Here is a 24,528-nt window from a genome sequence, read left to right on the forward strand (position 1 = left end):
AATTGGGTTGTAGGGAGCTGGAATTGTATGAGAACGATCATTCTAGAATGAATGTAAGAATAATTCCTTCATGTAGAGAACATTGTTAACTCACCATGTAGGAATTATCATTCATAAAACTATTTATGGAGTGATAAGCTTCAGAACACTCAGCCTAAACTAACAATAAGAAAACTCATACTAACGATATTGAATTATTTAGTTATAAGTTTTATGGATATATTAGCTGTTTGGCGTAGTTTTTCTTTGGATATGGAGGTTCTTGTCATTACTCTCAACCCAACACATACTGCATGTAGATGTTCTGCCAATTCTCCGGCATCGTAATCTGAAGTGAATTCACCATTCCGCTGCCCCCATAGAATAATATCCTTAAACAATTGCTCTGATAATGTAAACGATTCAGTGGACTTGGAATCCACATCGGCATCACGCATTGCCAATTCCACAGCCGAATTCACCATTAAACAGCCAGAAGGTGAGTCCTCTTCACCATCTATCATTGAATTAATTATCAACTGAATAGCTTCCGCAGCAGTCTCCGAGCGTTTTACTACTCCTGAGAGCTCCGTATTAATTTTAGCGCGAAATCGATCCATAGCTTTCAGAAACAGCGTATGCTTGTCGCCAAATGTGTCGTACAAACTTCTCCGATGGATTCCCATATGCTCAACCAGATCCGTCAAAGATGTCTTTTCATAACCTTGTTCCCAAAACAGCTTCATCGCCTTATCCAGTACAACGCTCTCCTCAAATTCTTTGCTTCTTGCCATTCCATTTCCCTCCTCCCATTGTTAATTTAACATATTGAGAACGATCAGTAAAGAAAACAAAAACATAATCCTCATACCAATTCTTATCTGCTGTAGTGATACCACCTATCATTCAAATTACTATGTTTTTGTCACCCAACAATGAGATATGAACCTATAAGCAGCCGATCACATTTATCGGCTACCAGTCCACTTGCTCTTATCTTAATATTTTATTGGATATTTAAACTATCCTGCCCGTTAGCTGAATAGGCTCCCGATAATGCCGGGAGCTTCTTTTCGTGTGCTGTTAAACTAAAGTCTCCGTTAATTCAATAAACACATACTTTATTCAGAAAAGGTAACAATATAATTAATTTATTTGATGAAGTCGTTAAGAGGTGTATTGAAAAATGAAAAGGATCCTAATCACTTTTATGCTATCCCTTGTTTGTATTAATAGTTTTCAAACAACAACCTTTTCTTCAGACAAACCAACTCATGACTCTGAAGACCTTAGGTTACAGGATATGCTTATGAACTTACTTTCTCCTTTTATTGAGAAAGATTTGCATAACTATTATTATCCGAAGATTTTTAGTGATTTCTCACCTGTTATCGCTCCATGGAAAATTGAAGTGATTGAAACAAGAAGAGTAAATGATTTCCGTGGATTTATATTGGTAATTACATTTGAAATCGAACCTACCGATGGTGGACACTGGATCCCAATAGGGAAGGATCGAATGACCTATGAAATTTCTTCTGGACCTAGGGTTAAATTGATTAATCATACTCACCTAGCTACATATAAATATCCTCCAGAATAATCACAAAATTATATTTAGCGTATTATATTATTCTGCTCGTTAGCTTAATGAAATTGCATGGAAACATAATTAGATACTTATCTAATCGGTAATCGGACCATGTTCTTGTCCTTTACGGCAATCGGTACAAGTTCTTGTCCTTGGCTCGGGACAAGAACTTGTACCGATAAAACTAAAAAGCTGCTAAATTAGCGACTTTCAATGTGACTATGTTCTTGTCCCTCACTAAGAGTCACCCTAACTTATCCTTCTTCCCATTTAACTAACTTGTCCCATTAGTTCAATTCCATATATTCCAAAAGCTACTCTGAGAGTTCTGATCTAAGTTTCCAACGCAGATGAAATTACCTCCTCAATAAAGTTTCTTGAGTATTGAATTAACACGCAGTCTCTCAACTTCTTTTGAAATTTCCATTTGCAATTCCGTAATTAACATCAGTTTTTTACTTTCTTGTGATTCAGGATTTTGCTCAAGCTTTTTGAGCATCTTTGGCACTTCCCATACCGAACGCAAGGCAAATGCAGCTAGGAATCCGAAACGAGGCAGGTCTTCGTCTCCATCCCACCCAATCTTCCTCATCCCTTTCAAATAAGAAGTAATAAATAATTCAAGGTACATCTTGAAATGTTCAATCGGTACCTGGCCCCGACTAACACTTAAACCTAAGAACCGACCTAAATCCTCACCGATTCCTGAAATACTTGCGAATTGCCAATCAATTAAGGTTAGTTTCCCCTCTTGTTGTTGAACAGAATTTAACATGATATTCATCTCATAAAAGTCCTGGTGAGCAAGTGTTTTGGGAAGTAGCTCGATTCCATATAGCCAATCATTGATCCATTTTTCAAGTTGAGTAAATTGGTCCATTATAGCCGCCACTCTTTGATCAGATAACAAAATGCGTTTAGAGTGAATATCAGGCTGAAATTGATATGCATAACACTCATTTAACCATGAACGCATCCATTGCTGATTTACCCAGTGGAATTCCGGTAACGGCTTTCCAAGTAGGTAAGCGGCTTGAAACTCCCCAAGCTTTTCTGTTACGAAACCATAATCATCCCACTCCCATTGCCGCTGGTCTTGCTCTATATCCTCAATCCATAGCCAAACGGATCCATTGTCTTTTTCATCAATAGCAAAACACTTAGGACTAAATATATTTTGGGGTAAATTATCAAGCAATCCAGAACTGTATGCCAAGATCTCTCGCCGCCAATAATTATAATGAGCTGGGTCCTCACGCAAGGGATCGGGATTAATTACTTTCAGAATAAATGACCAAGATTGTTGCGCCCCACTATCTATTTCGGTTGTCCCACGTATCCGGTAGACCCCTCCTGTCACAAAATTCTTGTCAACCGCACCGATCGAATTGCAGGACCAGTTCGTAATGATTCCTTTTTCAGAGTGAAGATAGTTGTTTGATAAGGTACGAAGCCAATCTGTATCTATCATTTCTGAGATACGTTGTATGTCCATACGTCTCTCCTTTCCTTAACTATTGAACAAGTTATTCAGGTTCCTTTTAATATTCCACCAAACAGTGTAACTAACCTGCCCGTTAGCTTAATGAAATAGCGATTGGAAAATGATTAAATATATGAATAACCGGTAATCGGAACATGTTCTTGTCCTTTTCGGCAATCGTTACAAGTTCGTGTCCTTGAACCGGGACACGAACTTGTAACGATATAACAAAAAAGTCGCTAAATTAGCGACTTTCTATTGGATCATATTCTTGTCCCCCGACAGTGTGGTAGAACCATGATGATTAGTTATGATTAGTTTTTATTCTGTCTTGCTTTAGCCACTCTCGGTAATTGTTTCTCAAAAATGAATAATACATTTGAAATCAAATGTTCGCTCGGACTTTTGTTGTCTTTTAAAAGTGCATATATAAGGTTCAAGAAAGTCTTAGCATCTTTCTCTGTTAAATTTTTGATTGATTCCATGGTGTTATCATTTGGAATTTTTTCTTTATTCGTCTCCATAATTTATTCCTCCATCTTTAAATATCATTTATTCTTCCGTTACAAAATATTAATGCGTTGTTTCCAAGCTAGCTCCCTTGTTTAAAACGTTTCCAGTGGTTGGAAAGTTGATTTATTGTTTCCCGTTAGTTTAATCACCTATTGTTAGCTGCTCTTCGTAGCCCTTCTTCATAGAACGCTTTATTTGCTTCGACCCAAGCAATTTTTAATGCCTCTTCTGGTTTGAACAGCCCTCTTCCGTTTGTTTCATAAGTATTTTGAAAATCATCAAGCCTTATGATTCTTGCAGAATAGAAGACCATATAGCTCTCTGGATATGGATACTTATATTTCTCTGGCTTGTTATATAGTCTTATCAATTCATATCCGAGAACGTGAGGAGATTCAATCAAAGCACCTGTCTCTTCATAAAGTTCCCTTTTCATTGCCTCCATTGGCGTTTCCCCAGGTTCAATATGCCCTCCAGGTATATCCCATCCTCTTTCATTCAAATTAGTTAATAACAATGCGTCTTCTTGAAATGCAAGCACAAACGAGCACGTTATTAATTCTTGATGAGGAATAATTTCAGACAATACTAATTGTGTTTCGTTAGGCAACGGGAGCCCTCTAACGTTTTTTTCTTCTCTGATAATTTTCATTTCAAAATTTCACCTCTTCAATACATTGGAATTTAAAGCAATACTTTAGAGTCACAAAATTTCCAAAAAACTGCCCGTTAGATTAATCAAGGCAGCTGATCAATCTGACCGACTGCCTTCGTGTCTTTGTTAAACTAACATTTTGCAATAAGCTTAATTGATTAGAGTCTTTTGGCGTTATTGAATCTATGTATCCCATATCCTGTGAAGTCGGAAGCTAATATTGCCTCCTTAAGCGGATATAAATTTGATGTGATTCTTAATTCAATTCCTTTTTGGAGTAATCTCTCCAACAAATTCTCATATTTTTCAACTGATTTGGGTTTTACTACTTGGCGAGAAATGTAGTAGCCAGCTGTTTTATCAAAAAGCTCAAAACCCTCATCGTCAAAACGATATCGAAATATGATCTGCTTTAATATCCTCGTATACCAGTCACTTTCTTCTGTAACTATGGTATTGGCGATTGAATTATTAAAGAAGAGTTGTAAATGTTCGTCCGTTGTCGCCTCATCTTTCCTATACACAATTCGGGGACAATCCCTAGGGAAATAGTACCTATACTCGTGCTTTTCATCAAGTGCTCAAACTACCGCAGGAAAATCCGGACGATTTTGCTTCTCTTTTGGTACAAATATATTGATACTATCGTCTTCACTGAAGTGAAAAAGCATGTGCGCCCCCTCATACCATTTATTGTTATATTCCATAAAAATATTGAATTATCCTGCCCGTTAGCTTAATGATATTGCATTGAACATAGTTAGATACTTAACTAATCGGTAATCGGTTCATGTTCTTGTCCTTTACGGCAATCGGTACAAGTTCTTGTCCTCGACTCGGGACAAGAACTTGTACTGATAAAACAAAAAAGCCGCTATTTTAGCGACTTTCATTGGGAATATGTTCTTGTCCCCCGACATTCCAATCTGACTCAAACCGCCCCTCGTCGCTCATACGGCACTTCGTCAGTTTAACCATTTCCGTAAAATATGTATCCACGCGGCTGCTCATTTGATTCGTAATTTGTCGGCTCATTTCATTGTGTTGTCCTGAATCGTCAGCGTGGTCATGCGATACCAGTAAAATCCCACCCCTGTCAGTAGTATGCATAGAATGACAAACATAACGATAATCTTTTTGCTTATCGAAAAGGATCTCATGGTTCCACCCACTTGTCGGTTGTTCACAACCTCATTGTATTGGCTTCCCTGCCGGTTAGTAATAACTCTCGTGAACCATTTATTCGTTTTAGATTGTAGGGCTCCTATCGCGTTCTAAAATATTAAACATTTATTTGTCTATCGCATTACCGATCTTGCATGCATAAGCTAAGTATTATTAATAGAGGAGGTGAAGACGCTATGTCTAAGTTTCTTAGCTATCTCGGCGGAGTCATTGGTGGTTTCGGCCTAATTTACGTCCCAGTTTCGGAATTACTGTCAAGCCTGGAACCTGTACTTGACACAGTAGGCATCATATCTGTGATTGTGTTCTCCATCGCCTTAATCGTCAATGGTGTGCGTTCCTTGATAAGCAAAGCGTAACGGATTATCTCGCTACTAAGATAGAGATTTGGCGCGCTGTCTGAAACAGTATTCGGGAATGAGTCCTCTGCAATACAGGCATCGTCTCCAGATCGAACGTGCTAAACAGCTACTAGCGAATTCAGAAATACCTTTAATCCAAGTCGGTGAACAATGCGGATTCCGTGACAACAATTATTTTACGCGCCTATTCAAACGCCAAACTTCGTTTACACCTGGAGAGTACCGGAAGCGGTATCAGGTATTTCGAGTGGATTAACACAAGAATAAACGTCCTCCCAATTGAAAAAGCGCTGCTACCATTCAATGGTCAAGCGCTTTTTTAAGCTGTGTGCTTCGTTAATAATGATCAAGTTATTTTCTAATCAGCCAGTTTGCTGGAATACTTTGGAGTTCCACCGGATGACGATATCGTTTTCCGATTTCTTTAAAACGTTCTAACACATTCGCATCAAACAAGCCGCGCTGATCTGGAGCTCCATTTAATAAAAATGACACGTTATGGTTGTTCGCATCCTGTACTTTATCCAATACCCAATCAGTGGTTTTGAGTTCCATTTTCGTATCCGAAGCTCTCCAAAACCACGTTTCAGTTAAGATATTGCAGCTCGCACCAGGACCTACAAAGGATTCTTCAATTTCTTGCCCAGCAGCATTTTCATAAAAAACGATATCTGTATGATCCAAAGTCGATTCACAGCTAATATTCATCAATAAGCACTGAGGCTGCAAACTTTTCACGAGTTCATTAATTTCTTCAAACGGAAGGTCCTCATAATTAGGGCCTCCCCAATGGGCGTTCCATCCGTCAATGATCAAAAACGGAAGTTCGCCATAGTTTGTCAGCAATTCTTCGATTTGATTTTTAATGAACCGCTTATCTTCCGCTGTGCATTTTTTTCGACCGATTTGATGATGCAAGTCTAGCATAGAGAAATAAAGACCCGCATTAATACCTTCCTCCCTAAATGCATCAAGATATTCTTTGACGACATCTCTTTTGTCGGTTGCATTACGGATGCAATGCTCCGTATATCGGGTAGGCCACAAGCTGAATCCTTCATGATGCTTTGCTGTCAGTGCAGCGAATTTCATCCCCGCGGATCTAGCCGCTTTCGCCCATTGCGCACAGTCCAACTGCTCAGGATTCCAGAGTTTTGGATCAAATGGGAATCTGCGAGGTTCATCATGATTCTCATGCCCGTATTCCCAATCCTTAATTTCCGTTTCAGCAAACTGAAATGTAGCACTATTAAAGTGAATAAACATCCCAAGTCTCTGATTCACAAACCATAGTTGTCGTTGTACCAAATCATGATTATCCAAATGATAACCTCCTCTAATTGTCCGGTGAATACTCACCATCATATGATATCTACCACTTTAATGGATTATCATCCTTGATACATCAATCAAAAACGACATTTTACCATACAATTTCTACTTTTCTTTAGGATTTTAACGATTTATTTATTCTCGCGGCGAGGTAACGAACCCACTGAAACTCAGCAGTAATCAGATGCTTATCTAATCGAAAATCGGCCTATTATTTTGTCCTTTAAGGCAATCGGTACAAGTTCTTATACTTGGCACTGGACAAGAACTTGTACCGATACAACAAAAAAAGCCGCTAAAATAGCGACTTTCAATGGGACTATGTTTTTGTCGCCCAACATTCTCTGGGTTTTAAGAAGGATAATTAATTTGTCTGTTTGGATATCGTCCCGAAATATTCCACAACTACCTCACGGAATTCGAGAGCAGCCCGCGAAATGTACCGACTCCTATGCCATAACAAAGCTATCTCCCGTACCAATTCATGATTCTCTACTTTGAGATATTTGATATGTTCCCCAGAATACCTTGCCGTACTTGGTATAAACGCTATGCCAATTCCCGCTTCTACTAGAGAACTTAGCCTTGCAGGTTCGTCACCCTCATACACATATGTAGGTACAAATCCAACCGATTTGCATATAGAATCCACCAGATCACGAGTACCGTAGCCTCTTTTTACACCAACAAAACATTCATCCCTTAGCTCAGTCAAAGATATGCTGTTTCGGTTAGCAAGCCGATGCCCTGTGGTAACAGCTACAAGAATCGGGTCGATGAACATGATTTGACATTCAATGTCTTCCCCTTTTATAGGAGGTGAGGACAAGCAAAAATCAACCTCTCCTCTATGAAGAAGCGTAACCATTTCCTGCGTGGTGAGCATTTGCACATGAAATTGGATATCGGGACGCTTGTTCCGAAACTCTCGAAGGATCTGAGGCAATGTGCTTGCGGTGGTCACCGCCAATTCGAGTGTGCCATGTTCTTGGCTGGACACATCGCTAATCTCCTGCTTCCCCTGTTCCAATTCAAACAACGCCCTTTCAGCACGGCGATAGAATCTGCTTCCAAACTCATTCAATCGCAGTTTCCTCCCTATTCGATCGAATAACGGGACCCCCAAATCCTCCTCCAAGCGCCCAATCGTTTTGCTTAGTGACGATTGAGTGACATGCAGACTTCGTGCTGCTTCAGTCATATGTTCCAAACGAGCTACCTCGAGAAAATATTTCAGTTGAAGAAGTTCCATTTCACACTCTCCTTTCATTCCCTTGAGTCAATGAAATCATAACATAAAATGCATTGGAATAAATAAATGATTTCAAGTACGATGATGACACTAACATACAGATCGGAGGGATAAAAATGAGTATTCGCAATAGGTGGTTGATGATCTCCGTTGGACTAGGGATTCTATTGAACCCATTGAATTCTTCAATGGTTTCAGTTGCTATTCCAAGGCTACAAAATGTGTTCCATCTCGACTTTACAATGGTATCCTGGATTATTTTTTCGTTCTACATTGCGAGTGCTATCGCTCAACCGATCATGGGAAAAGCCAGCGATTTATTCGGTCGGAGGAGGATATTTCTTAGCGGACTTGTTGTATCCTTCGTTGCATCATTATTAGCTCCACTATCGCTAAACTTTGGTTGGCTCATCGTGTTCCGCATTGTACAATCCATCGGAACAAGCATGATGGTTGCAGTTGGAATGGCCATTGTGCGAATTCATATTAGGGAGAAACAAGCAACTGCACTGTCAGTCTTGTCCATATTCCTATCCGGAGCGGCAGCGGTTGGCCCCTTCATTGGCGGGGTCATCATTCACTGGTGGAGCTGGCCTGCTATTTTTTTGGTTAATATTCCGTTCGTGGTGACAAGCTTTCTATTAGCTTGGAGGCATATTCCTAAGGATGATCCGTCTACGACATCCGTTGCTCGCAACATGTCCTTTCGCAAATGGTCTGATTTGATTGATGCGCCAGGAGTTCTGCTATTCACCGTGGGTCTGGTTGCTCTGCTCGTTGGAGTATTGTCCGCAAAATCATCTGGTCAAATTTCATTTAGTAACGTTATTGTCGGGCTGATTGGCTTCGTTGGATTGGGAGCTTTCGTGCGACATGAGTTAAAAGCGAAGGCCCCCTTTATTCCTTTACGCACATTCGCTAAATATCCTGCAATGACTTGGGTCAATGTCGAATTCATGGTCGTTAACTTGCTTTTTTACTCTCTCTTTTTCGGGCTTCCGTCCTACTTGCAAATCGTACGTCATGTCAGCGAGTTCCATACCGGGATGCTCATGCTAAGCTTAGGCTTGTGCTCGCTCGTTGCTTCTCCAATGGCAGGACGATGGATCGATAAATCAGGACATCGACCAGCATTGCTTATGTCCGGAATGCTGATGACATTTGGGTCCGTAAGGATCGTGATCATGACACTGGATCAGACTTCACCGGTTATCAGTGTGTGTCTGGCTTTAGCTGCATTCGGCATTAGCAACGGGTTAAACAGTGTCGCTATGCAAGCGGCCTTATTCAAAAGTTCACCAAAAGAAATTATAGGTGTAGCATCTGGAATATTTAATACCTCAAGATACCTGGGAACCATTCTCTCTTCATTACTCATTAGCAGCGTAATGGGAGATAACTTCAGCTTCGAGGGATTTCGAGTACTTGGGATTATCCTCACGTTATTTGCATTGTCCTTGTTATTCGTTAATTTGCGTCAGAACTTGTACCGATATAACAAAAAAAGCCGCTAAAATAGCGACTTTCAATGGGTCCATAATCTTGTCCCCCGACAAGAAATCTCATCAAGAACTACTGCCCTAGTTGAATAACGCTGCTCGTTAATTAAGATCATTCCACCCAGCACGTTTTAGTATGTCTCTTACAAAATCGCTTTTTGCATTTGTATAACCGGAACGGTCACCTTTAAATTGTTTAACAAGCATTTGTTTCAACTGACTGTATCTTTTTGCGTCTACCGGATGAATTCTCAAGTAGTCTCGAAAAAGAATATGACGCTTATACTCAGCATTGTCAACAGTACATAAATAAAGGTGATGCCAATCTACATCTCTTGGCGGAATAAAAACTTCTCTTCCTGGTATCCCTAGATCTCCTTCATGAACATAGCCTAGATTTGCAAGTCTTTTAACAGCAACAAGAATATCTGATTGTGTAGGGACTACCACATCTATATCAACAATTGGCTTTGCTGCTATTCCTGGGATTGCAGTGCTTCCAACGTGCTCTATAGTGACCTTAAGATCACTTAATACTGGGAACACAAAATCCCTTAACTCTTCAAATTTTTTAACCCACTTAGGATTGTACTCAACAACGATTAGATTGGTGCCCATCAAACATCCTCCTAATCCATAATAACTACCTCTTCTATGATTATCAGAATCATTGATGGCGTTAAATCTTTACGAAAATTGAACATTGCCTGCCCGACAAACCATTCCATGCTATTTTCAACTAACCTTTCTCGTTAGTTGAATGGCAGGGCTATCAGAATATTGCCCGCTTCGCGAACCATTGATTCAAATCGACAGACCCTTGTACTCCTAACAAACGGTAGAAGTAGCGGTACACCTTGCGATATTTAGATAAATCGGGGGGATCCAGGATTGTCGAATAACCATTAAGGAAAGAAGCTGCAGATAACTCATCCAGCACATACTCGAGTCCGACAAAATCAAATTCACGTGGGCCTATCGCATAGGCTTCAACATCGACGACCGCAGACAGCATCCCGTCTTGAATTAAGAACTGAGAGGGATCCAGATCAATAAACACAGGACAGAAGTGATCCGGTACAGGCAGATTAAAAAGCTCACTGATAATAGCATCGACCTGCATCTTGATATTGCTATCATTCTTATAATCGCGCTCGACAAGCTGCCGAATGGTTTGGGACATACGAGCATGAAAGGATTCTTTTCGATCAATTTGGCCGGAGGAAAGGTTCCCGAAGTAATCGTAACGATTTATATGCACTTGGGCCAGCCAGACTCCTAACTGATGAAGAAGCGCATCAGATTGCCCGATGAATGACCGAAGTGCCTCTCCATTCATTTTCTCGACTACGAGATATTCCTTATTTTCGATAACTTCACGCGCATACACCCGAGGTGCCGGAATTCCCGAAATAGCACCGAGCATGGCAACGTTTGCTTCGAAATGTCGCATTCGTCTGGGATCGATCCCGAATAGATCGAGACACCCCCACCAAAACTCACGTGTCGGTGCCTCGGTCCATCTGGACGAACGCACGACACGCTCCTCCCGAGCTGTTTTGACCAACCACACATCGCTGGCATGCCCGGAATAACCAGGATCAAGATATGTGATCCGTTCGATCGGTTCGCGAAAGAGTTGCTGGAGTTTAGACTCGATAGCCATGGATGGAACTCTCCTCGTTAAAATGTTATTGTACCTTCATTCTTTGTACCCACTTATATTCAATTAATATATTCTACAAATTTCCATTTTAACCTGCCCGTTAGTTAAACAAAAGCAGCCGATCCACGTGGATCGGCTGCCTTCTTGTTCTTATTGAGCTATCGTGTCCCGTTAGCGAAATAGTTAAGCTTTTTCAAAGCTCCAGCCTTTATAGGCTCCATACTTTTTACCGAACATACTCATGAGATGCGTCTGATAATCAATAAGAGCTAAGGCTTGTGTTTTGGTAGCTATAAACGTAAACTGATCATCCGTAATAGATAAGCGCCGAATCGCGAATGACGTTAATGAGATTTCTCTTTCAAACTTATCGGCGTTTTCGGACGGAATCTCAAAATGATGCAATATATGACAGGTATTAACTCGCCTTAGATTTATTCCAGAATCAGAAACCTTTTTGTTATCAAGTGTCCACCGAAGTTTTTTTTCTTCGTCCGTTTCAATGATACCGGCGAGTCCCTCATCGAAAATGCTGTCAATTTCGTAGCGGTTATAATCCAGGATCCATTTTCGGTGTAGATGGTAGAGTGGCAGAAGAGCGCTTTTGTCGGAACTGAAAACATCACAGCCCCGATCGTCATACATGTGAAACAAAATGTCATTTGATTTGTTGTATAGGTAAATCCGCCCACCGGATGTCGGTTTACGCATGAAGTCGACATTTTCAATGGATTCAAGTACATAAGGCATACGTAATTCATTAGCTTTAACTTCAACGATCCATTCTCTTGTGTAAAGCTCGTCATCCGATTCATCGAACTCATATGGCAAAGTGCGCGATTGCATTAGCCTTAATCGCGTTGTGAAAAAGCGCTGTAAGTGGATCTTTTGAACTCGTTTTTCACTCTTACTATGGCTAGTGCGATGAATAAAAATCACATCGTCTTCAGAACCAAAAATTGAACGATAAATGGCTAGTGCACGACGAAGACTCTCCCTTCGATATGCTTCATCCATCAAGCTGTCGAGTCCTAGTTCAAAACGAATGTAAGGACCATGCGCTTTCATTTCTTTTATAATATTCACCACGTATATCCCTTCGTTTTAAAGTCTTACTAAGTAGCTGCCTACATGTCTTCATTGAGCTATCGTTTCCCGTTATTCAGCGCTATCCATTTATTTGCATATTATAGAAAATCGTCGATCAACGAAAATCCATTGATGATCCGCATCCTACTATCATTCAGAAAATCGCGAGTCCAATTATCCGGCTGACGTAAATCCCAGCTCCGGTTCATACCAACGAATACAATTATTTCGCGAAGCTTAAGGAAGAGTGACAACTGATCCTTCCATCCTTCTGGCAGCCGTCGGCCATTTTCTGTATAGCCTAGTGCGAAATGCTCAATGAAGAGTTCGTACTGCACTTTCCGTTCGGTCTTCGAATCTTCCCCGAATACATAAAGCAAATAATAGAGTTGAATGGCAATGTCCTCTGCATACCAACTGTATTGGCATTCGTCAAAATCGAAGAGTGTGATTTCACCTGTTTCGTCGACCATAAAATTGCCTACATTGATATCCCCGTGAATTAGACCGAAATTATCCGGAGTAACAGGCAGACTAGTCAAACGCTCTTTAAGTTCAACAAGGACACGAAGGATTGGTGCATGCTCGGGCGGTAAATACTTCCGGGCGAGTAAAAGGTAATCGTTGCGCTCCCACGAGAGTCTTCTGGTCAAAGGTTCATAACGTTTTGCCAGATCATGAAGATGGCCGGTCATGCGTCCGCATTGCTCATAGAGCATGGGATTATTTAGACATTCCGGATATCCAATTTTACGACCGGGAGCGTGTCTGAAGGAGGTCGCGTAGAAATCGATTATCTTTCCTGAGACACGTTCAACGTATATCCCTTGAGCCGAAGGGATCGGTTCTGAGACTGACATTCCATTCTCCGCCAGATAACGGATCCATTCTAATTCGGCTTCAAGTCCTATCTGAGTACGCAGAGTGCTAGGTGTCAAACGGAGAATATATTTGCATCCTTCGCGAGTATAGGAATAGACAAAATTTTGAAATCCTCCAATGAAAGACATCTCTTCCAGGCTCAAACCGAATCGCGCGGCACCTTCTGTGGCGTGTTCATCCAGAAACAGTAGTTTAATTTGTGGGTCCATGGGTTCTCCTTGGGTAAATCGAGTCGTGATTGAACTATTCATCTCTCGATAGAGCTTATTTTCTGCTGGCCTTCTGTTACCTCAATTTAAAATGTATACCTGGTGACATACGTAAGCCTCACTTCCAAGAAGCATTTTTTACACTGTAAATCATAACCATCCAAGTTTTTACAGTCAATGGAAAGATTACTTATAATAAATGGTTTAACCAGCCCGTTAGTTAAAGGGCTCAGCCGCCGTCGATGAAATCATATCGGGAATGTAACCATGTTCTTGTCATCAGTCGGGAATGTTATCAAGTTCTTGCCATTGTGTTTTGACAAGAACTTAAGAACATAAAAAATATAAAGCCGCTTAATTGGTATTATCCCCTTTTAGTAGACAAGAGAAAAAAGACATCTGTTAAGATGGACTTAATCTTGCCTAACGAAGGGGATTTTTTTCATGGCTAAAAAAGGACAAACTTACCAACGGTACACCTTGGAATTAAAATTGGAGGCGGCCCGGCTGGTTAACGAAGAACATATGAGTATTCGTGAAGTAGCAAAACGTTTAGGTATTCAAAATAAATCTCAAGTACAAGTATGGGCGGCGAAAACGAAACGTGGAATGAGCCTAGAACCTGCCACATCCAAACGGGGACGCCCCAGAACGAAGTTTTCCAGTATGGAAGAAGAGATGGCATACTTGCGAGCGGAGATTGAATATTTAAAAAAGCAGTATCCAAATCTACACAAGGAGTGACGAGTAAAGCAGCTAGATTTCAAATCATAGAGGACTTGCGAGTACACCATCGTCTTGTTTGGCTCTTGAAGTTAGCCGCAGTTTCCCGTTCAGGCTATTACAAGTGGAGAAAGAGCTTGCAAGCGGCAAAAGAACGTAGACAAAAGCAGCATGAATTGGAATCGCATCTGCTTGCCATCCATCGCATTCATCCCTACTTTGGTTATCTTCGAATGACGGTAGCTTTACGGAGGGAAGGCATTAGGGTCAACCACAAAAAGGTGTACCGATTAATGAAACAATTAGGAATCTGTTCTGTCATTCGAAAGAAGCGTCGATTCTTTGGAAAACAAGCTTCTGTGGTGAATCCGAATCGGCTTCAGCGCCAGTTTAAAGCGGACACGCCACGAACTAAACTGGTCACAGATATTACCTATATTCGTGCTGGAGAACAATTTGTGTACCTGTCTGTGATTCAGGATTTATACAATAACGAGATTGTAGCTTGGCATTTATCGGAACGAAATGACCTCGCTTTGGTTCATGAAACGCTGGATAGACTCCGTCAGCACGTGGATGTGAGTGGGGTAATCCTACACTCGGATCAAGGATTTCAATACACGTCAAAACCATTTAACCGTAAACTGAAACAACTCGGCATGCTAGGCAGTCACTCTAGGCGAGGAAATTGCCTGGACAATGCCTGTATCGAGTCTTTCTTCTCTCATTTAAAAACCGAGAAAATATACTTGAATGAGGCAGCGAACAAGGCGGAGATTGAACAGCAGGTGAGCGAATACATTCTGTTCTATAACCAGAACCGATTCCAGAAAAAATTAAACGACCGTTCCCCGGTAGAATACCGGGAAACGGTCGCAGCTTAAATCTTGTCTTTTTTGTACTGTCTACTTGACAGGGTTATGACCAAATTAGCGGCTTCTAATGTTCTTTGTTTTTGTCCCCCGACAAATAGCGACTTTAATGGGATTATGTTCTTTTCCCCCGACATTCTTTGAATACTGTGGCTAACTGCTCCAAATTAATCTATATTGAACATCCTTACTATAATATTGTTGATATTAACTGCTCATTCCTCACTTCTAAAATATACTCCTTGTATACATAATCTCTACCGCCATTTTTTTCATACCAATTACTTATACGTTTAAGGTGCTCACTATCACTCCTGACATTTGCTTCTATTTCTTCGTACTTCTCAAAGCTGTCATATTCCCAAATAGCAAAAATTTCTGTAGTCGAATTATTTTTAGGTGTCATCCACCTTCCTAACAATCGAGCTCCATGCTTAATCTGATTAGGTAAATTAGTTTCATTAAAATGTGTGTTTAAGATTTCAACAAAATCATTTTTTACAATGTAAAACTTTCTTCTATAGAACAAAGTCGTCACACCCTTCAATTAGTTTGAAAGTGAATAATCTGATTTGTTCAGTCATTTACCCTTACCTGAGCCACGATGACCTTAATGCCTAATGCTTGAATCCGTTGGATAGTTTCTGGATCAGCATCCTCATCTGTAACCAACAGATCTAAATCTTCAATCCGTCCAGCCTTTGCAAATCCTTCGTTGCCAAGGGTATGGTGTGTTGCGATCCCAATTCGGCGGCGTGATGCAGCCGATACTGCCCGTCCGAATGCCCCTACTTCTGGCGTGGCCACAAAAATACCTTCTTCCGAGATACCGCCCCCCGTAACGAAGCAGATATCAAACTTAAATTGGCGGATGAATTCGTTTGCGAGTACGTCGGTAATATTTCCTGATGGCTTTACCCGACCACCAATCAGATAGGTTTCAACCCCCTGACGTTCCTTTAAAACATCGGCTACTCGCATGCTGTTTGTAACGATTGTAAGCGGTATTTGATCGGGCAGATGCTTCAATAACACATAGGACAAAGAACCGCTACCAATAAATACAGTGTCGTTTTCTCGAATATATGACACAGCCAGTTTAGCAATCGCATTTCCTTGCGGTGTTCCTTCACTGTATCGTTTTTCTGGTAATGGAGGGGCATGTCGTACCTTTACGGACGGAATTGCACCACCGTGAGTTTTCTTAAGCAATCCTTGCTCTTCCATAATGGAGAAGTCACGTCTGATCGAATCAATTGAAACCTGGAACTTCTCCGCCAAGTCTTTGGCCATAACACGCTTCTCTTCATTCAGCAATGCTAGGATCTTTTCCCGTCGTTCTTCAGCAAACATCACTGTGTCTTCCTTAGTCAAGCTTTATTCCTCCCGTTTATTCATTTTTATACCATGAATAGTTCGATTATATTCCGTTTTATTCATTTATGCTAGTATATTTAACCAAAAGAAACGTTTATGTTCAGTTTCATGCAACTCTCTAAGTGTCGGTTTAAGAAAGCCAAAGACGGAATTTATTAATATACTATCGCAATGAACATGGAAATATAGTTAGATACTTATCTAATCGGTAATCGGCTTATGTTCTTGTCCTTTTCGGCAATCGGTACAAGTTCTTGTCCTCGACTCGGGACAAGAGCTTGTACCGATAAAGCAAAAAAGCCGCTAATATAGCGACTTTCTATGAGACCATGTTCTTGTCCCTCGACATTTTTTGAAAGCATCGGACAGTGCAGGGTTGTCCGCCTGCCTCCTCTTCCTCGAAAATCCTCGGGCGGACCAAGGGACGCGCCAGCGACTAGCAGTGTGAATGCAGTGTTATATGATACCACCCGACTTCCACGAATAACTCACAATAGAATAATGTCCTTTAGTTCAATCAAAGTCTTGATTCGATAACTGGCCTGTGAAAAGTCATGCGTTTTTGTAAACTCGTTATGGACAATAGCACAATCGATACCGGCTGCAACGGCTGAGTTCAAACCTCTGTTTGAATCCTCTACAACCAAGGTCTCTTGTTTGGTAGCGCCGAACCGCCTTAGAGCGGTCAAGTAAGGTTCAGGGTGCGGCTTAGTGAGCTCGTAGTCTTCACGAACAAGAATGAACTCCATGAATTGTCTGATCAGGCGTTTTTCATGAATAATTTCAAAATCCGCACGTTTTGCAGTCGTCACGATGGCCATGCGAAAGTACTTTGACAGTTCGGCTAGAGTTTCAACTACGCCTTCAATCTCTATGGTTTCTGTTCTTAGATATTCCTGATAATAGGCGTTGCGTACCTCACGCTGCTTGGTGATTGTCTGTTCATTTATACCTGCCGCTCTAGCTTGTGACCAAGTACCTAACGACTGAGTCATGTCGCGAAGGTATTGATCCTTATCCAAGGTAAATCCAATGTCAGCCAGAGCGCGTTCTCCCGCTTTAAAATACCAATATTCAGTATCAACCAGTACACCATCATGATCAAAGAGTATGAATTTTTTCATTGTTTTGTTCTCCTTTGTTATCAGCCAACCATGCATGCAATAACGCACCGTTGATTACCATTAAGGTAGTCTGGCCTCTCCTCATTTAGCTCTTTGGGTTTTTCGGGTGGTTTCATATAACGTTTCCGTATCTACGAACCCGAGAGGCTTAAAGGAGCAAAGCGACTGGGTCCGACGGACTTAGCCTCGGAGGGTTGTCTGCTGAATTCACTTCCTCGAATCACATCTTGCAGACCCAAGGGCCAAATGGCCCGCAGCGTAGATACTATGTTAACTGATGTTGCTGTCACCTCAGAGTTACTTGCAAATTCCTCTTCTCACTAAAAAGTCTATTCCTTCTTTCTTATACCAATCCATAAAATCATTTGTAATATGATCATGCTTTAGTATTCCCATTAAATCTATTCCTGGTTTCTTTGGTTTGTAATCTGATTCAATAGTATAGATATTAAAATAGACTTCATCCTCATCCTGAGATACCTTAATACAATTTAATGCCCGTATCATCTCATCTCTATCTACAAACTGAAAACCGTCTTTCTCAATTATAAAAAAAGGAAAAACAATCTCTTCTAACTTGATTAGATTTTGATATTCCTTTAAGTCTTCTGGTATTGAATTGAGATATTCAAAGGCATCTTCCTCTTCCTTAAATATTCCTGACACCCACTTGGACTTGCCAGGGTAAGCAATAATTATAAACAAATATATCCTCCTTCATCCTTTATTCATAGGTTTTAAACTAGTGTTTTATAGTGTCTTACAGCAATTTCAGTTAACGTTCCCGCATTCACGACGTCACAGCGGCTTAAGGCCGTTAGGTCGGGTGGCTCTGCCACTTAGCCGGTGGGATGTGTCCGCCTGATTCCTCTTCCTCGAAATCCCTTAAGCGGACCAAGGTCGGCGTCAGCCGGCCGAAGCGTGAATGCAGTGTTATCAGATGGGTATGCCTTCATTGAAATTGCTAAGAAGATTCTAAATTTACAGAAAAAAAACCATCCAAGCCTTTTAGTTTTCTACCTTCCAACCATAGCATGAAATTTTTAGTTGATATCATTGATTTAATAAATAATAAGCATTCTTTATCTAATAAGCTCTTGTATTTTCTAAGTCCCAAATAAGCATCTAAAACTGATGCCAAATTTATAACGCTTACCTCTATTGCAATCACTATCAAATGATACATTCCCAAATGAAATCCCTCTGATAATCCACCAGAATAGTTATTCAATCCTAAGGGATATGAATGGACACTATTAGATAATAAATTATAAATACCTGATTCAAATTCTTTAGTAAACAAAGTTCGAGATTTTGATACTCTATCATGTAAATAAGCTTTCTCTCCTTTTAGAATTTTGTTCTTGAGTTTTTCATCTAAATTGTTAAACAAAGAGTTTTGTTCTAGAATTCCTTGAGCATATGTACTAGTGATTGAATTTACTTGTATATTGTCATCGTGATATGTAAATCCAAATTTACGCAAGATTTTCTCTCTACCCATACTGTCATGCATAAACATAGTGTGTAGACGTAACTCGAATTCCTCCTCGCTAATTCCTCTTTCGCATAAGTAGTTGTATACTTTTGTGGCTTCGAATATATTTCTAGCTATACTAGCTAATGAACTAGCGTCAAGCAATTTAATGCTCTCATTATCAGTAGGCCATAGTTTGTAAAAACTGTGGGCATGCAAGGATATTTTTTCATATATTTTTTGGGCTTCAAGAGTTCGAATTGAAGAAGCGAATTTATTATCAATTTGTGAGACTAATTCGGTTATGTCGAGTAGTTTCTTTAGATCTTTTATTCTTTCACTAGGTTTTAACATTATTGCATCCCTTTCTGATAACGTTGTTGTATTCACGACGTCCCACCGACTTAAGGCACCGTCAGGTGCCGGCCGCGATGCGGTTAGTCGGTGCGGATGTGTCCGGCTGTATCTGCTCCCCCGTATACTGAAATGCCTCATCGAACTCACGTCTGACTTCGGCCGGACCGAGCAGCCGTAAGGCTGCGATGCGTGAATATGGTGTTATGCGATGCCTCGGCTTCCTTGAATAAACTACAAGTTGAACTTATATTTAATGAATTCCATATGTTCTGTATATTCATTCCAAAATTCACTTATCTGACCTTCAAATTGCTCCCACCCAGATGCAGTAATAACTCTACCATGGAAAAACTGAAACGATTGCAATGCAAAGTCATAAATAATTTGTGCATACTTCTTCAACGGTAATTCTACTTTGAGATCTGTATATTCTAGATGCTCATCTTTAATAAATTTATCTAAGATCACTTCTTCTTCGGATATGGTTACATTCCAACGTATACTGGACGAACAAAAAAGCATAAATGCACCGCAACAGTTTATTAATGTCTCTTCTGAAATCCCATCCGCGTAATATCTTGGAGGAGAAACTTCAAGGTTTGGAAAACCATATCTTACTGTTCGCATCAATGATAATGCTGCCTCATTTATGACCCAATCACCATCATCCACATCAGATACAACAGTTGATTTCACTCTCAGGTATATTGGTCCATGTGAACAAGGTTCAGTAATATCCTCAGAAAGAAAATTTTGATTTATTATTTTTATTTCAAAATCATTCTCCATCGATTTACCTCTCTAAAAAAAATTGGCTTTCCGAGGTTTCGCATAACGTTCCCGTATCCACGACGTCCCACCGACTTAAGGCTCTGCAAGGAGCCGGCCGCGATGCGGTTAGTCGGTGCGGATGTGTCCGCCTGATTCTGCTCCCCTGCCAATTCCCGTCGGGCGGACCGAAGGAGCCGTAAGGCTCCGAAGCGTGGATATGATGTTATAGGATGTTCGGGCCTTCCTTGAGTCACTAAAATGTTCACTTTTGTTCCAATATTTCATAGGCAATATTTAGGATAGTCTTATCACGCAGAATCATGAACTTTGTTGAATAATCATTACAGTTTATCAATGACTCATTCATCAATTCCATTGCCATATCTAATGTCATCCAATTAACCATCATTCCACATTGTTTTTCGCTTTCGCTAAGGTTTACAGCGCTGACTCTTCTCCTTGCATATGCTATCCAACAATAGGATAATTGCATAAAATCATTTTTCTTCTTATGTTCTTCAATATATCCCAGTTCATGGAATACTTCAGCTTCATATCCAGTCTCTTCTCTAATCTCTCTTAAAAATGATTGATCTTTTGTTTCTTTTTCTTCGATTCCTCCACCTGGCAATTTGTATAGATTAATTTCTGACATATACATCATAGCTGCATTCATCTCTTCATCAATTAGGACGCCTCTTGAAGCATATCGTGATACCGACTCAATCAATTCAGGAGTTCCACCGAAAATATCACTATCAGTAATTCTTCTAATTAATTTCATCAGATCAATCCTTTTTTTCGATGTCTCTATTCGAGCATTACAAAGATCACCCGTTGCCTGGCTCAGTTTGTTTATATGTTTTGCCCGAATTTCCTATAACATCTTATTTACGAACTTCGTAAATAATTCGATATGTAGAGTATTCGTGAATTTATTTAACTATCCTGCCCGTTAGCTTAATGAGTTTGCATGGAAACATAGTTAGATACTTATCTAATCGGTAATCGGCTCATGTTCTTGTCCATTACGGCAATCGGTACAAGTTCTTGTCCATGGCTCGGTACCGACTTGTCATTGTGTTTTGACAAACTTGATAACATAAATATAAAAAGCCGCATTATCAGCGGCTTCTAATGTTAATATGTTTTTGTCACCCGACAACTCCACCCCGCCTGAACATCTCAATGTTATCGGAATGGTCTTATTGGTCAACCGATCCCTGCACCTAATAGCGGGTGGAAACCGTATACAGGTCAGCAGGTTTGATCACCTTGAGCCATCTTTTCATCCATTGCCAACAATCGGCAATATTTCACTGTTTGTAACTGTACTTACTGATTGGATGCTATCATTCGCAAGATCAAATCAGCATCCGGTTGTTGAAAATGACCATCTTCTGGTATACCCAACAGCATAAGGCCGGAGATGACAGACAAGTATCCAGCTATAAGTTTTCTTGGTTCTATATCAATAATTTCGCCTGCTTGCTGCCCTTCTAGGAATATCGGAAGCAATTCATCAACGTAGGTATCCATAGAGTATTGTTTTAGGAGCTCTTTCACCTTCTCAGGTGTCTCATCAGATGTTCGTGCCTGGTGTATAAGCATAAAATAGGTTCCGTCGCCTTCAGCGAGAATCATTTCCGTAAGGATTCTAATTTTTTCGATCGGTTTTCCGGGCAACTTATAAGCGTAAGTCATTGTTCTATGTGATTCGCTTAACGCCCATTCAACGAGAGTCGTGAAAAGTTCGTCTTTGGATGTAAAATAATTGTATAAAAGACCCTTACTGATTCTTGCCTTTTCAGCAACCATACTCATTTTGGTTTCGATGATACCCTTTCGCGAGAAGACTTGTAGCGCTGCACGAAGTATTTGTTCTCTTCGATCATTGCGAATCGGGTTACTCCCTTCTTGTGATGCCATGGTACTCTCCCTCTCCTTATATTTGAATTTAATTATTTTTATAAAATTCCGAAATCTCTTGAAAAGCTTTTTTAGGTTCCCAATAGCCACTTGAGTAAGGCTGATCAGAGTCTTCTGGATAGACCTTAATTATACCATAGCTCCCCATATCCAAATCATAACGAGGGTCTGGAGAATGAGGTTTATTGGGCATAATAAAATCATAAACGAATGCGCCGTATATATGTTCTAGTTTATAGATTTGAAGAAGCTCCAAAATGTAATTTGCTTGGGCTTTCTCACTCCTCACTGCATTGCCTCTTATTTCAGGGACAGTCCCAGTAGTATCTACAATTTCATGCCCCGAAGGCCCCTTCTTATCTGCTCCCTCGAAGGTGCAGCACCCAAATTCAAATATGGTAACGGGCTTATTGTAACGATGGAACTTCCGTAAATTCTTCACGTATTTAGATTCGTTATAGGACATCTTATAGAGATTCAAACCAACGATATCGAACTCTTTCCAGTCAACCTGTTCCCAAAGAGCCGCTGCATAGCTAAGCTTCCCATTAAAGCTTGCTCTGGCAGTTGCGCACGCTTTTCTAAGATAATCGTTCAATTTTTTGTTATACCAGGGCAACAACCACCATTTACTGAACAATTTTGAGGCTCTTTGTTCAAAATTACTTCCCGGCATAATACCGGAAGAAAAGATAGAAAGTTCACAGCCTATATTTAGGTCAATGTACTGGTATTGCTTCCGAAGTTCCTCAGCTGCTTGTGCAACCATCGATAAATGTGCCAGTGTTTCTTCTTGGTTGCCTTCAACTAAGCGTGGTTGAAGCCAGACGTGAAGACCATTTTGTAAGGCAACTATTGCACTCTCCATCAATCTGTTAATATCTGTACCGTAAATTTGAATCGAATTGCAATGCAACTGCTCGCTGATGATTCGAATTTCTTGCTCCAATAAATCTTTGCGCCAAATTTTGCGTGTAAGAGAACCGGGATTAAAGTTGGTTCCCGCATCATAGTTAATTCCTTTTTGATATAGACTATTATGGATTTGATTTTTCAATGTAATCCCCCTTCTTCATAGTACTGACCCGGTCAGTCATTTTATATATTACTTGATATCTCTATCCATGTAAATATCGCAAAAATCAGCGGTGATAAGTTTTGCTTCACGGTAGGATTGATAAATGCTCTGAAACAGCTATTCAATTCCTTTAATCGCAATCCCCTATACCGAAAATATCTGGACCTTATTAGTCATCAAATATTATTTTATTCAACTAAACTGCCCGTTAGCTTAAGTTTGTCTACTGCCTTTGTCTTCATTGAGTTAACGTCTCCATAAGCTAAATTTCTGATTTTGCCAATTCAATAATTGATTTAATAAATGGAGGCTTTAACCTAAAGATATTATCTACATAATAAGGGCTTTCGATTACCTCAGGTGTGCTATTAATCGTTGGCTGGATCAGGTCAAACCCTACGCTGCATTAGGACTTCGAATCATTGATAGCGGTCTCGATGTAGGCTCTCAAAGTCTTGATGAACGTGCGCATGGCGTATCCGACATATCTGTCGTTGCGGTAAATTAGACAAAAGTCCTGAGATGGCGTAGGATGCCTCAGTTCCAAAACTTTGATGTCTGAATTGTGAAGATTGTCCAGCAGCATTTTCGGCAGAATGCAGGAGCCAACTCCGCTCTGCACCATCTGGAGGAGGGGCCTTCATTGCAAATTTAGTGGTAGGGTAGCTCTTCATACTTCTTACTTTTTTTCGTTTTTTTATAGTATCATTCGGACGATCATATAGTTCTTTTTTATGCGGATTCATGTACTGATAATATTCAATACACGTATGATCAGCTGTTTTTTTATATTAAATGCGCATTTTGGAAAACTGGATTCCTTTATCTCACAGAAATATTCCCAGCTTGGAACATGTTTTTTTAAAGCCCCTCCTCTGCTATCTCGAGCTAGCCTTTGAAACATTATGAAATTGCATGGAAACATAGTTATATACTTGTCTAATCGATAATCGATACAAGTTCTCGCCCTCGATTCGGGACAAGAACTTGTACCGATAAAACAAAAAAGCCGCTATTTTAGCGACTTTCTATGGGACCATGTCTTGTCCCCCGACATGATTAGCTAATTTTGTTTTTTTCCAAAATTTTAATGGTCTCTGTCTTGGTTTATTTATGATAAATT

The 24,528-nt window shown here is 40.3% G+C and carries 25 protein-coding genes and 1 pseudogene; 5 read left to right on the plus strand and 21 right to left on the minus strand.

The window, feature by feature from the left end:
- Nucleotides 1-194: 194 nt before the first annotated feature.
- Nucleotides 195-773, minus strand: a complete 579-nt coding sequence (locus MHH82_RS15810; RefSeq protein WP_015735314.1) for a TetR/AcrR family transcriptional regulator — start codon at nt 771-773, stop codon at nt 195-197.
- 392 nt (nt 774-1,165) lie between these two features.
- Here MHH82_RS15810 and MHH82_RS15815 point away from each other — a divergent pair, with 392 nt between their 5' ends.
- Entirely contained in the window at nt 1,166-1,582 is a 417-nt protein-coding gene (locus MHH82_RS15815; RefSeq protein ID WP_340966684.1) for a DUF3888 domain-containing protein, read from the plus strand.
- A 352-nt stretch (nt 1,583-1,934) separates the two neighbouring features.
- Here MHH82_RS15815 and MHH82_RS15820 read toward each other — a convergent pair whose 3' ends face one another.
- From MHH82_RS15820 to MHH82_RS15835, 4 genes and pseudogenes are all read right to left on the minus strand, one after another.
- Nucleotides 1,935-3,065 (minus strand): phosphotransferase, encoded by a 1,131-nt coding sequence (locus MHH82_RS15820; RefSeq protein ID WP_340966686.1) that lies wholly within the window; start codon nt 3,063-3,065, stop codon nt 1,935-1,937.
- Between the two features lie 302 nt (nt 3,066-3,367).
- Nucleotides 3,368-3,577, minus strand: coding sequence for a hypothetical protein (locus MHH82_RS15825; RefSeq protein WP_251495767.1), 210 nt, complete (start codon nt 3,575-3,577; stop codon nt 3,368-3,370).
- Between the two features lie 134 nt (nt 3,578-3,711).
- A complete protein-coding gene (locus tag MHH82_RS15830; RefSeq protein WP_015735327.1) occupies nt 3,712-4,218 on the minus strand; it encodes an NUDIX domain-containing protein in 507 nt (168 codons plus the stop codon).
- Nucleotides 4,219-4,379: 161 nt separating this feature from the next.
- Nucleotides 4,380-4,790 (minus strand): annotated as a pseudogene (locus tag MHH82_RS15835) (DUF6886 family protein); the annotation flags it as partial.
- 792 nt (nt 4,791-5,582) lie between these two features.
- Between MHH82_RS15835 and MHH82_RS15840 the strand changes: the two are divergent.
- Together MHH82_RS15840 and MHH82_RS41650 are read left to right on the plus strand one after the other, a co-directional pair.
- Nucleotides 5,583-5,765 (plus strand): hypothetical protein, encoded by a 183-nt coding sequence (locus MHH82_RS15840; RefSeq protein ID WP_015735329.1) that lies wholly within the window; start codon nt 5,583-5,585, stop codon nt 5,763-5,765.
- Nucleotides 5,766-5,793: 28 nt separating this feature from the next.
- A complete protein-coding gene (locus MHH82_RS41650; RefSeq protein WP_445661968.1) occupies nt 5,794-6,024 on the plus strand; it encodes a helix-turn-helix domain-containing protein in 231 nt (76 codons plus the stop codon).
- Nucleotides 6,025-6,119: 95 nt separating this feature from the next.
- Here MHH82_RS41650 and MHH82_RS15845 read toward each other — a convergent pair whose 3' ends face one another.
- Both MHH82_RS15845 and MHH82_RS15850 read right to left on the minus strand, forming a co-directional pair.
- Complete coding sequence (locus MHH82_RS15845) at nt 6,120-7,091, minus strand: alpha-L-fucosidase (RefSeq protein ID WP_015735330.1); 972 nt, start codon at nt 7,089-7,091, stop codon at nt 6,120-6,122.
- Between the two features lie 373 nt (nt 7,092-7,464).
- Nucleotides 7,465-8,352, minus strand: coding sequence for a LysR family transcriptional regulator (locus MHH82_RS15850; protein ID WP_015735331.1), 888 nt, complete (start codon nt 8,350-8,352; stop codon nt 7,465-7,467).
- A gap of 116 nt (nt 8,353-8,468) precedes the next feature.
- On the opposite strand from MHH82_RS15850, the gene MHH82_RS15855 reads away from it, so the two are divergent.
- Entirely contained in the window at nt 8,469-9,866 is a 1,398-nt protein-coding gene (locus tag MHH82_RS15855) for an MFS transporter (RefSeq protein ID WP_340966692.1), read from the plus strand.
- 87 nt (nt 9,867-9,953) lie between these two features.
- Here the strand turns inward: MHH82_RS15855 and MHH82_RS15860 are convergent, their stop codons facing one another.
- From MHH82_RS15860 to MHH82_RS15875, 4 genes are all read right to left on the minus strand, one after another.
- On the minus strand, nt 9,954-10,469 hold the full coding sequence (locus tag MHH82_RS15860) for a GrpB family protein (RefSeq protein ID WP_340966695.1): 516 nt from the start codon (nt 10,467-10,469) through the stop codon (nt 9,954-9,956).
- 154 nt (nt 10,470-10,623) lie between these two features.
- Nucleotides 10,624-11,517: a phosphotransferase gene (locus MHH82_RS15865; protein ID WP_340966696.1), complete on the minus strand. Its 894-nt coding sequence runs from the start codon at nt 11,515-11,517 to the stop codon at nt 10,624-10,626.
- Between the two features lie 183 nt (nt 11,518-11,700).
- Nucleotides 11,701-12,603, minus strand: coding sequence for a DUF3885 domain-containing protein (locus tag MHH82_RS15870; protein WP_340966699.1), 903 nt, complete (start codon nt 12,601-12,603; stop codon nt 11,701-11,703).
- A gap of 101 nt (nt 12,604-12,704) precedes the next feature.
- Nucleotides 12,705-13,697, minus strand: coding sequence for a phosphotransferase enzyme family protein (locus MHH82_RS15875; protein WP_340966701.1), 993 nt, complete (start codon nt 13,695-13,697; stop codon nt 12,705-12,707).
- Nucleotides 13,698-14,141: 444 nt separating this feature from the next.
- Between MHH82_RS15875 and MHH82_RS15880 the strand changes: the two genes are divergently transcribed.
- A protein-coding gene (locus tag MHH82_RS15880) for an IS3 family transposase (protein WP_445661969.1) occupies nt 14,142-15,304 on the plus strand; the annotation gives its coding sequence in 2 pieces (ribosomal slippage) (nt 14,142-14,406 and nt 14,406-15,304; 1,164 coding nt in all).
- A 178-nt stretch (nt 15,305-15,482) separates the two neighbouring features.
- Here MHH82_RS15880 and MHH82_RS15885 read toward each other — a convergent pair.
- From MHH82_RS15885 to MHH82_RS15930, 10 genes are all read right to left on the minus strand, one after another.
- On the minus strand, nt 15,483-15,821 hold the full coding sequence (locus tag MHH82_RS15885) for an NIPSNAP family protein (protein WP_251495789.1): 339 nt from the start codon (nt 15,819-15,821) through the stop codon (nt 15,483-15,485).
- Between the two features lie 47 nt (nt 15,822-15,868).
- Nucleotides 15,869-16,645, minus strand: a complete 777-nt coding sequence (locus tag MHH82_RS15890) for a DeoR/GlpR family DNA-binding transcription regulator (RefSeq protein ID WP_340969997.1) — start codon at nt 16,643-16,645, stop codon at nt 15,869-15,871.
- A 512-nt stretch (nt 16,646-17,157) separates the two neighbouring features.
- Complete coding sequence (locus MHH82_RS15895) at nt 17,158-17,793, minus strand: HAD family hydrolase (RefSeq protein WP_251495793.1); 636 nt, start codon at nt 17,791-17,793, stop codon at nt 17,158-17,160.
- Between the two features lie 297 nt (nt 17,794-18,090).
- Nucleotides 18,091-18,498 carry a hypothetical protein gene (locus MHH82_RS15900; protein ID WP_340966705.1) on the minus strand — a complete coding sequence of 136 codons (408 nt, stop codon included), beginning with the start codon at nt 18,496-18,498 and terminating at the stop codon, nt 18,091-18,093.
- Nucleotides 18,499-18,757: 259 nt separating this feature from the next.
- Nucleotides 18,758-19,660 (minus strand): hypothetical protein, encoded by a 903-nt coding sequence (locus MHH82_RS15905; protein ID WP_340966707.1) that lies wholly within the window; start codon nt 19,658-19,660, stop codon nt 18,758-18,760.
- A gap of 198 nt (nt 19,661-19,858) precedes the next feature.
- On the minus strand, nt 19,859-20,416 hold the full coding sequence (locus MHH82_RS15910; RefSeq protein ID WP_340966709.1) for a hypothetical protein: 558 nt from the start codon (nt 20,414-20,416) through the stop codon (nt 19,859-19,861).
- Nucleotides 20,417-20,660: 244 nt separating this feature from the next.
- Nucleotides 20,661-21,182 (minus strand): NUDIX hydrolase, encoded by a 522-nt coding sequence (locus MHH82_RS15915; RefSeq protein WP_251495798.1) that lies wholly within the window; start codon nt 21,180-21,182, stop codon nt 20,661-20,663.
- Nucleotides 21,183-21,733: 551 nt separating this feature from the next.
- Nucleotides 21,734-22,327 (minus strand): TetR/AcrR family transcriptional regulator, encoded by a 594-nt coding sequence (locus MHH82_RS15920; RefSeq protein WP_192571906.1) that lies wholly within the window; start codon nt 22,325-22,327, stop codon nt 21,734-21,736.
- Between the two features lie 28 nt (nt 22,328-22,355).
- Nucleotides 22,356-23,384, minus strand: a complete 1,029-nt coding sequence (locus MHH82_RS15925; protein ID WP_251495801.1) for a hypothetical protein — start codon at nt 23,382-23,384, stop codon at nt 22,356-22,358.
- Nucleotides 23,385-23,811: 427 nt separating this feature from the next.
- Nucleotides 23,812-24,030 (minus strand): LysR family transcriptional regulator substrate-binding protein, encoded by a 219-nt coding sequence (locus MHH82_RS15930; protein ID WP_285857268.1) that lies wholly within the window; start codon nt 24,028-24,030, stop codon nt 23,812-23,814.
- Nucleotides 24,031-24,528 lie beyond the last annotated feature (498 nt).

This window comes from Bacillus sp. FSL K6-6540, from assembly GCF_038007545.1.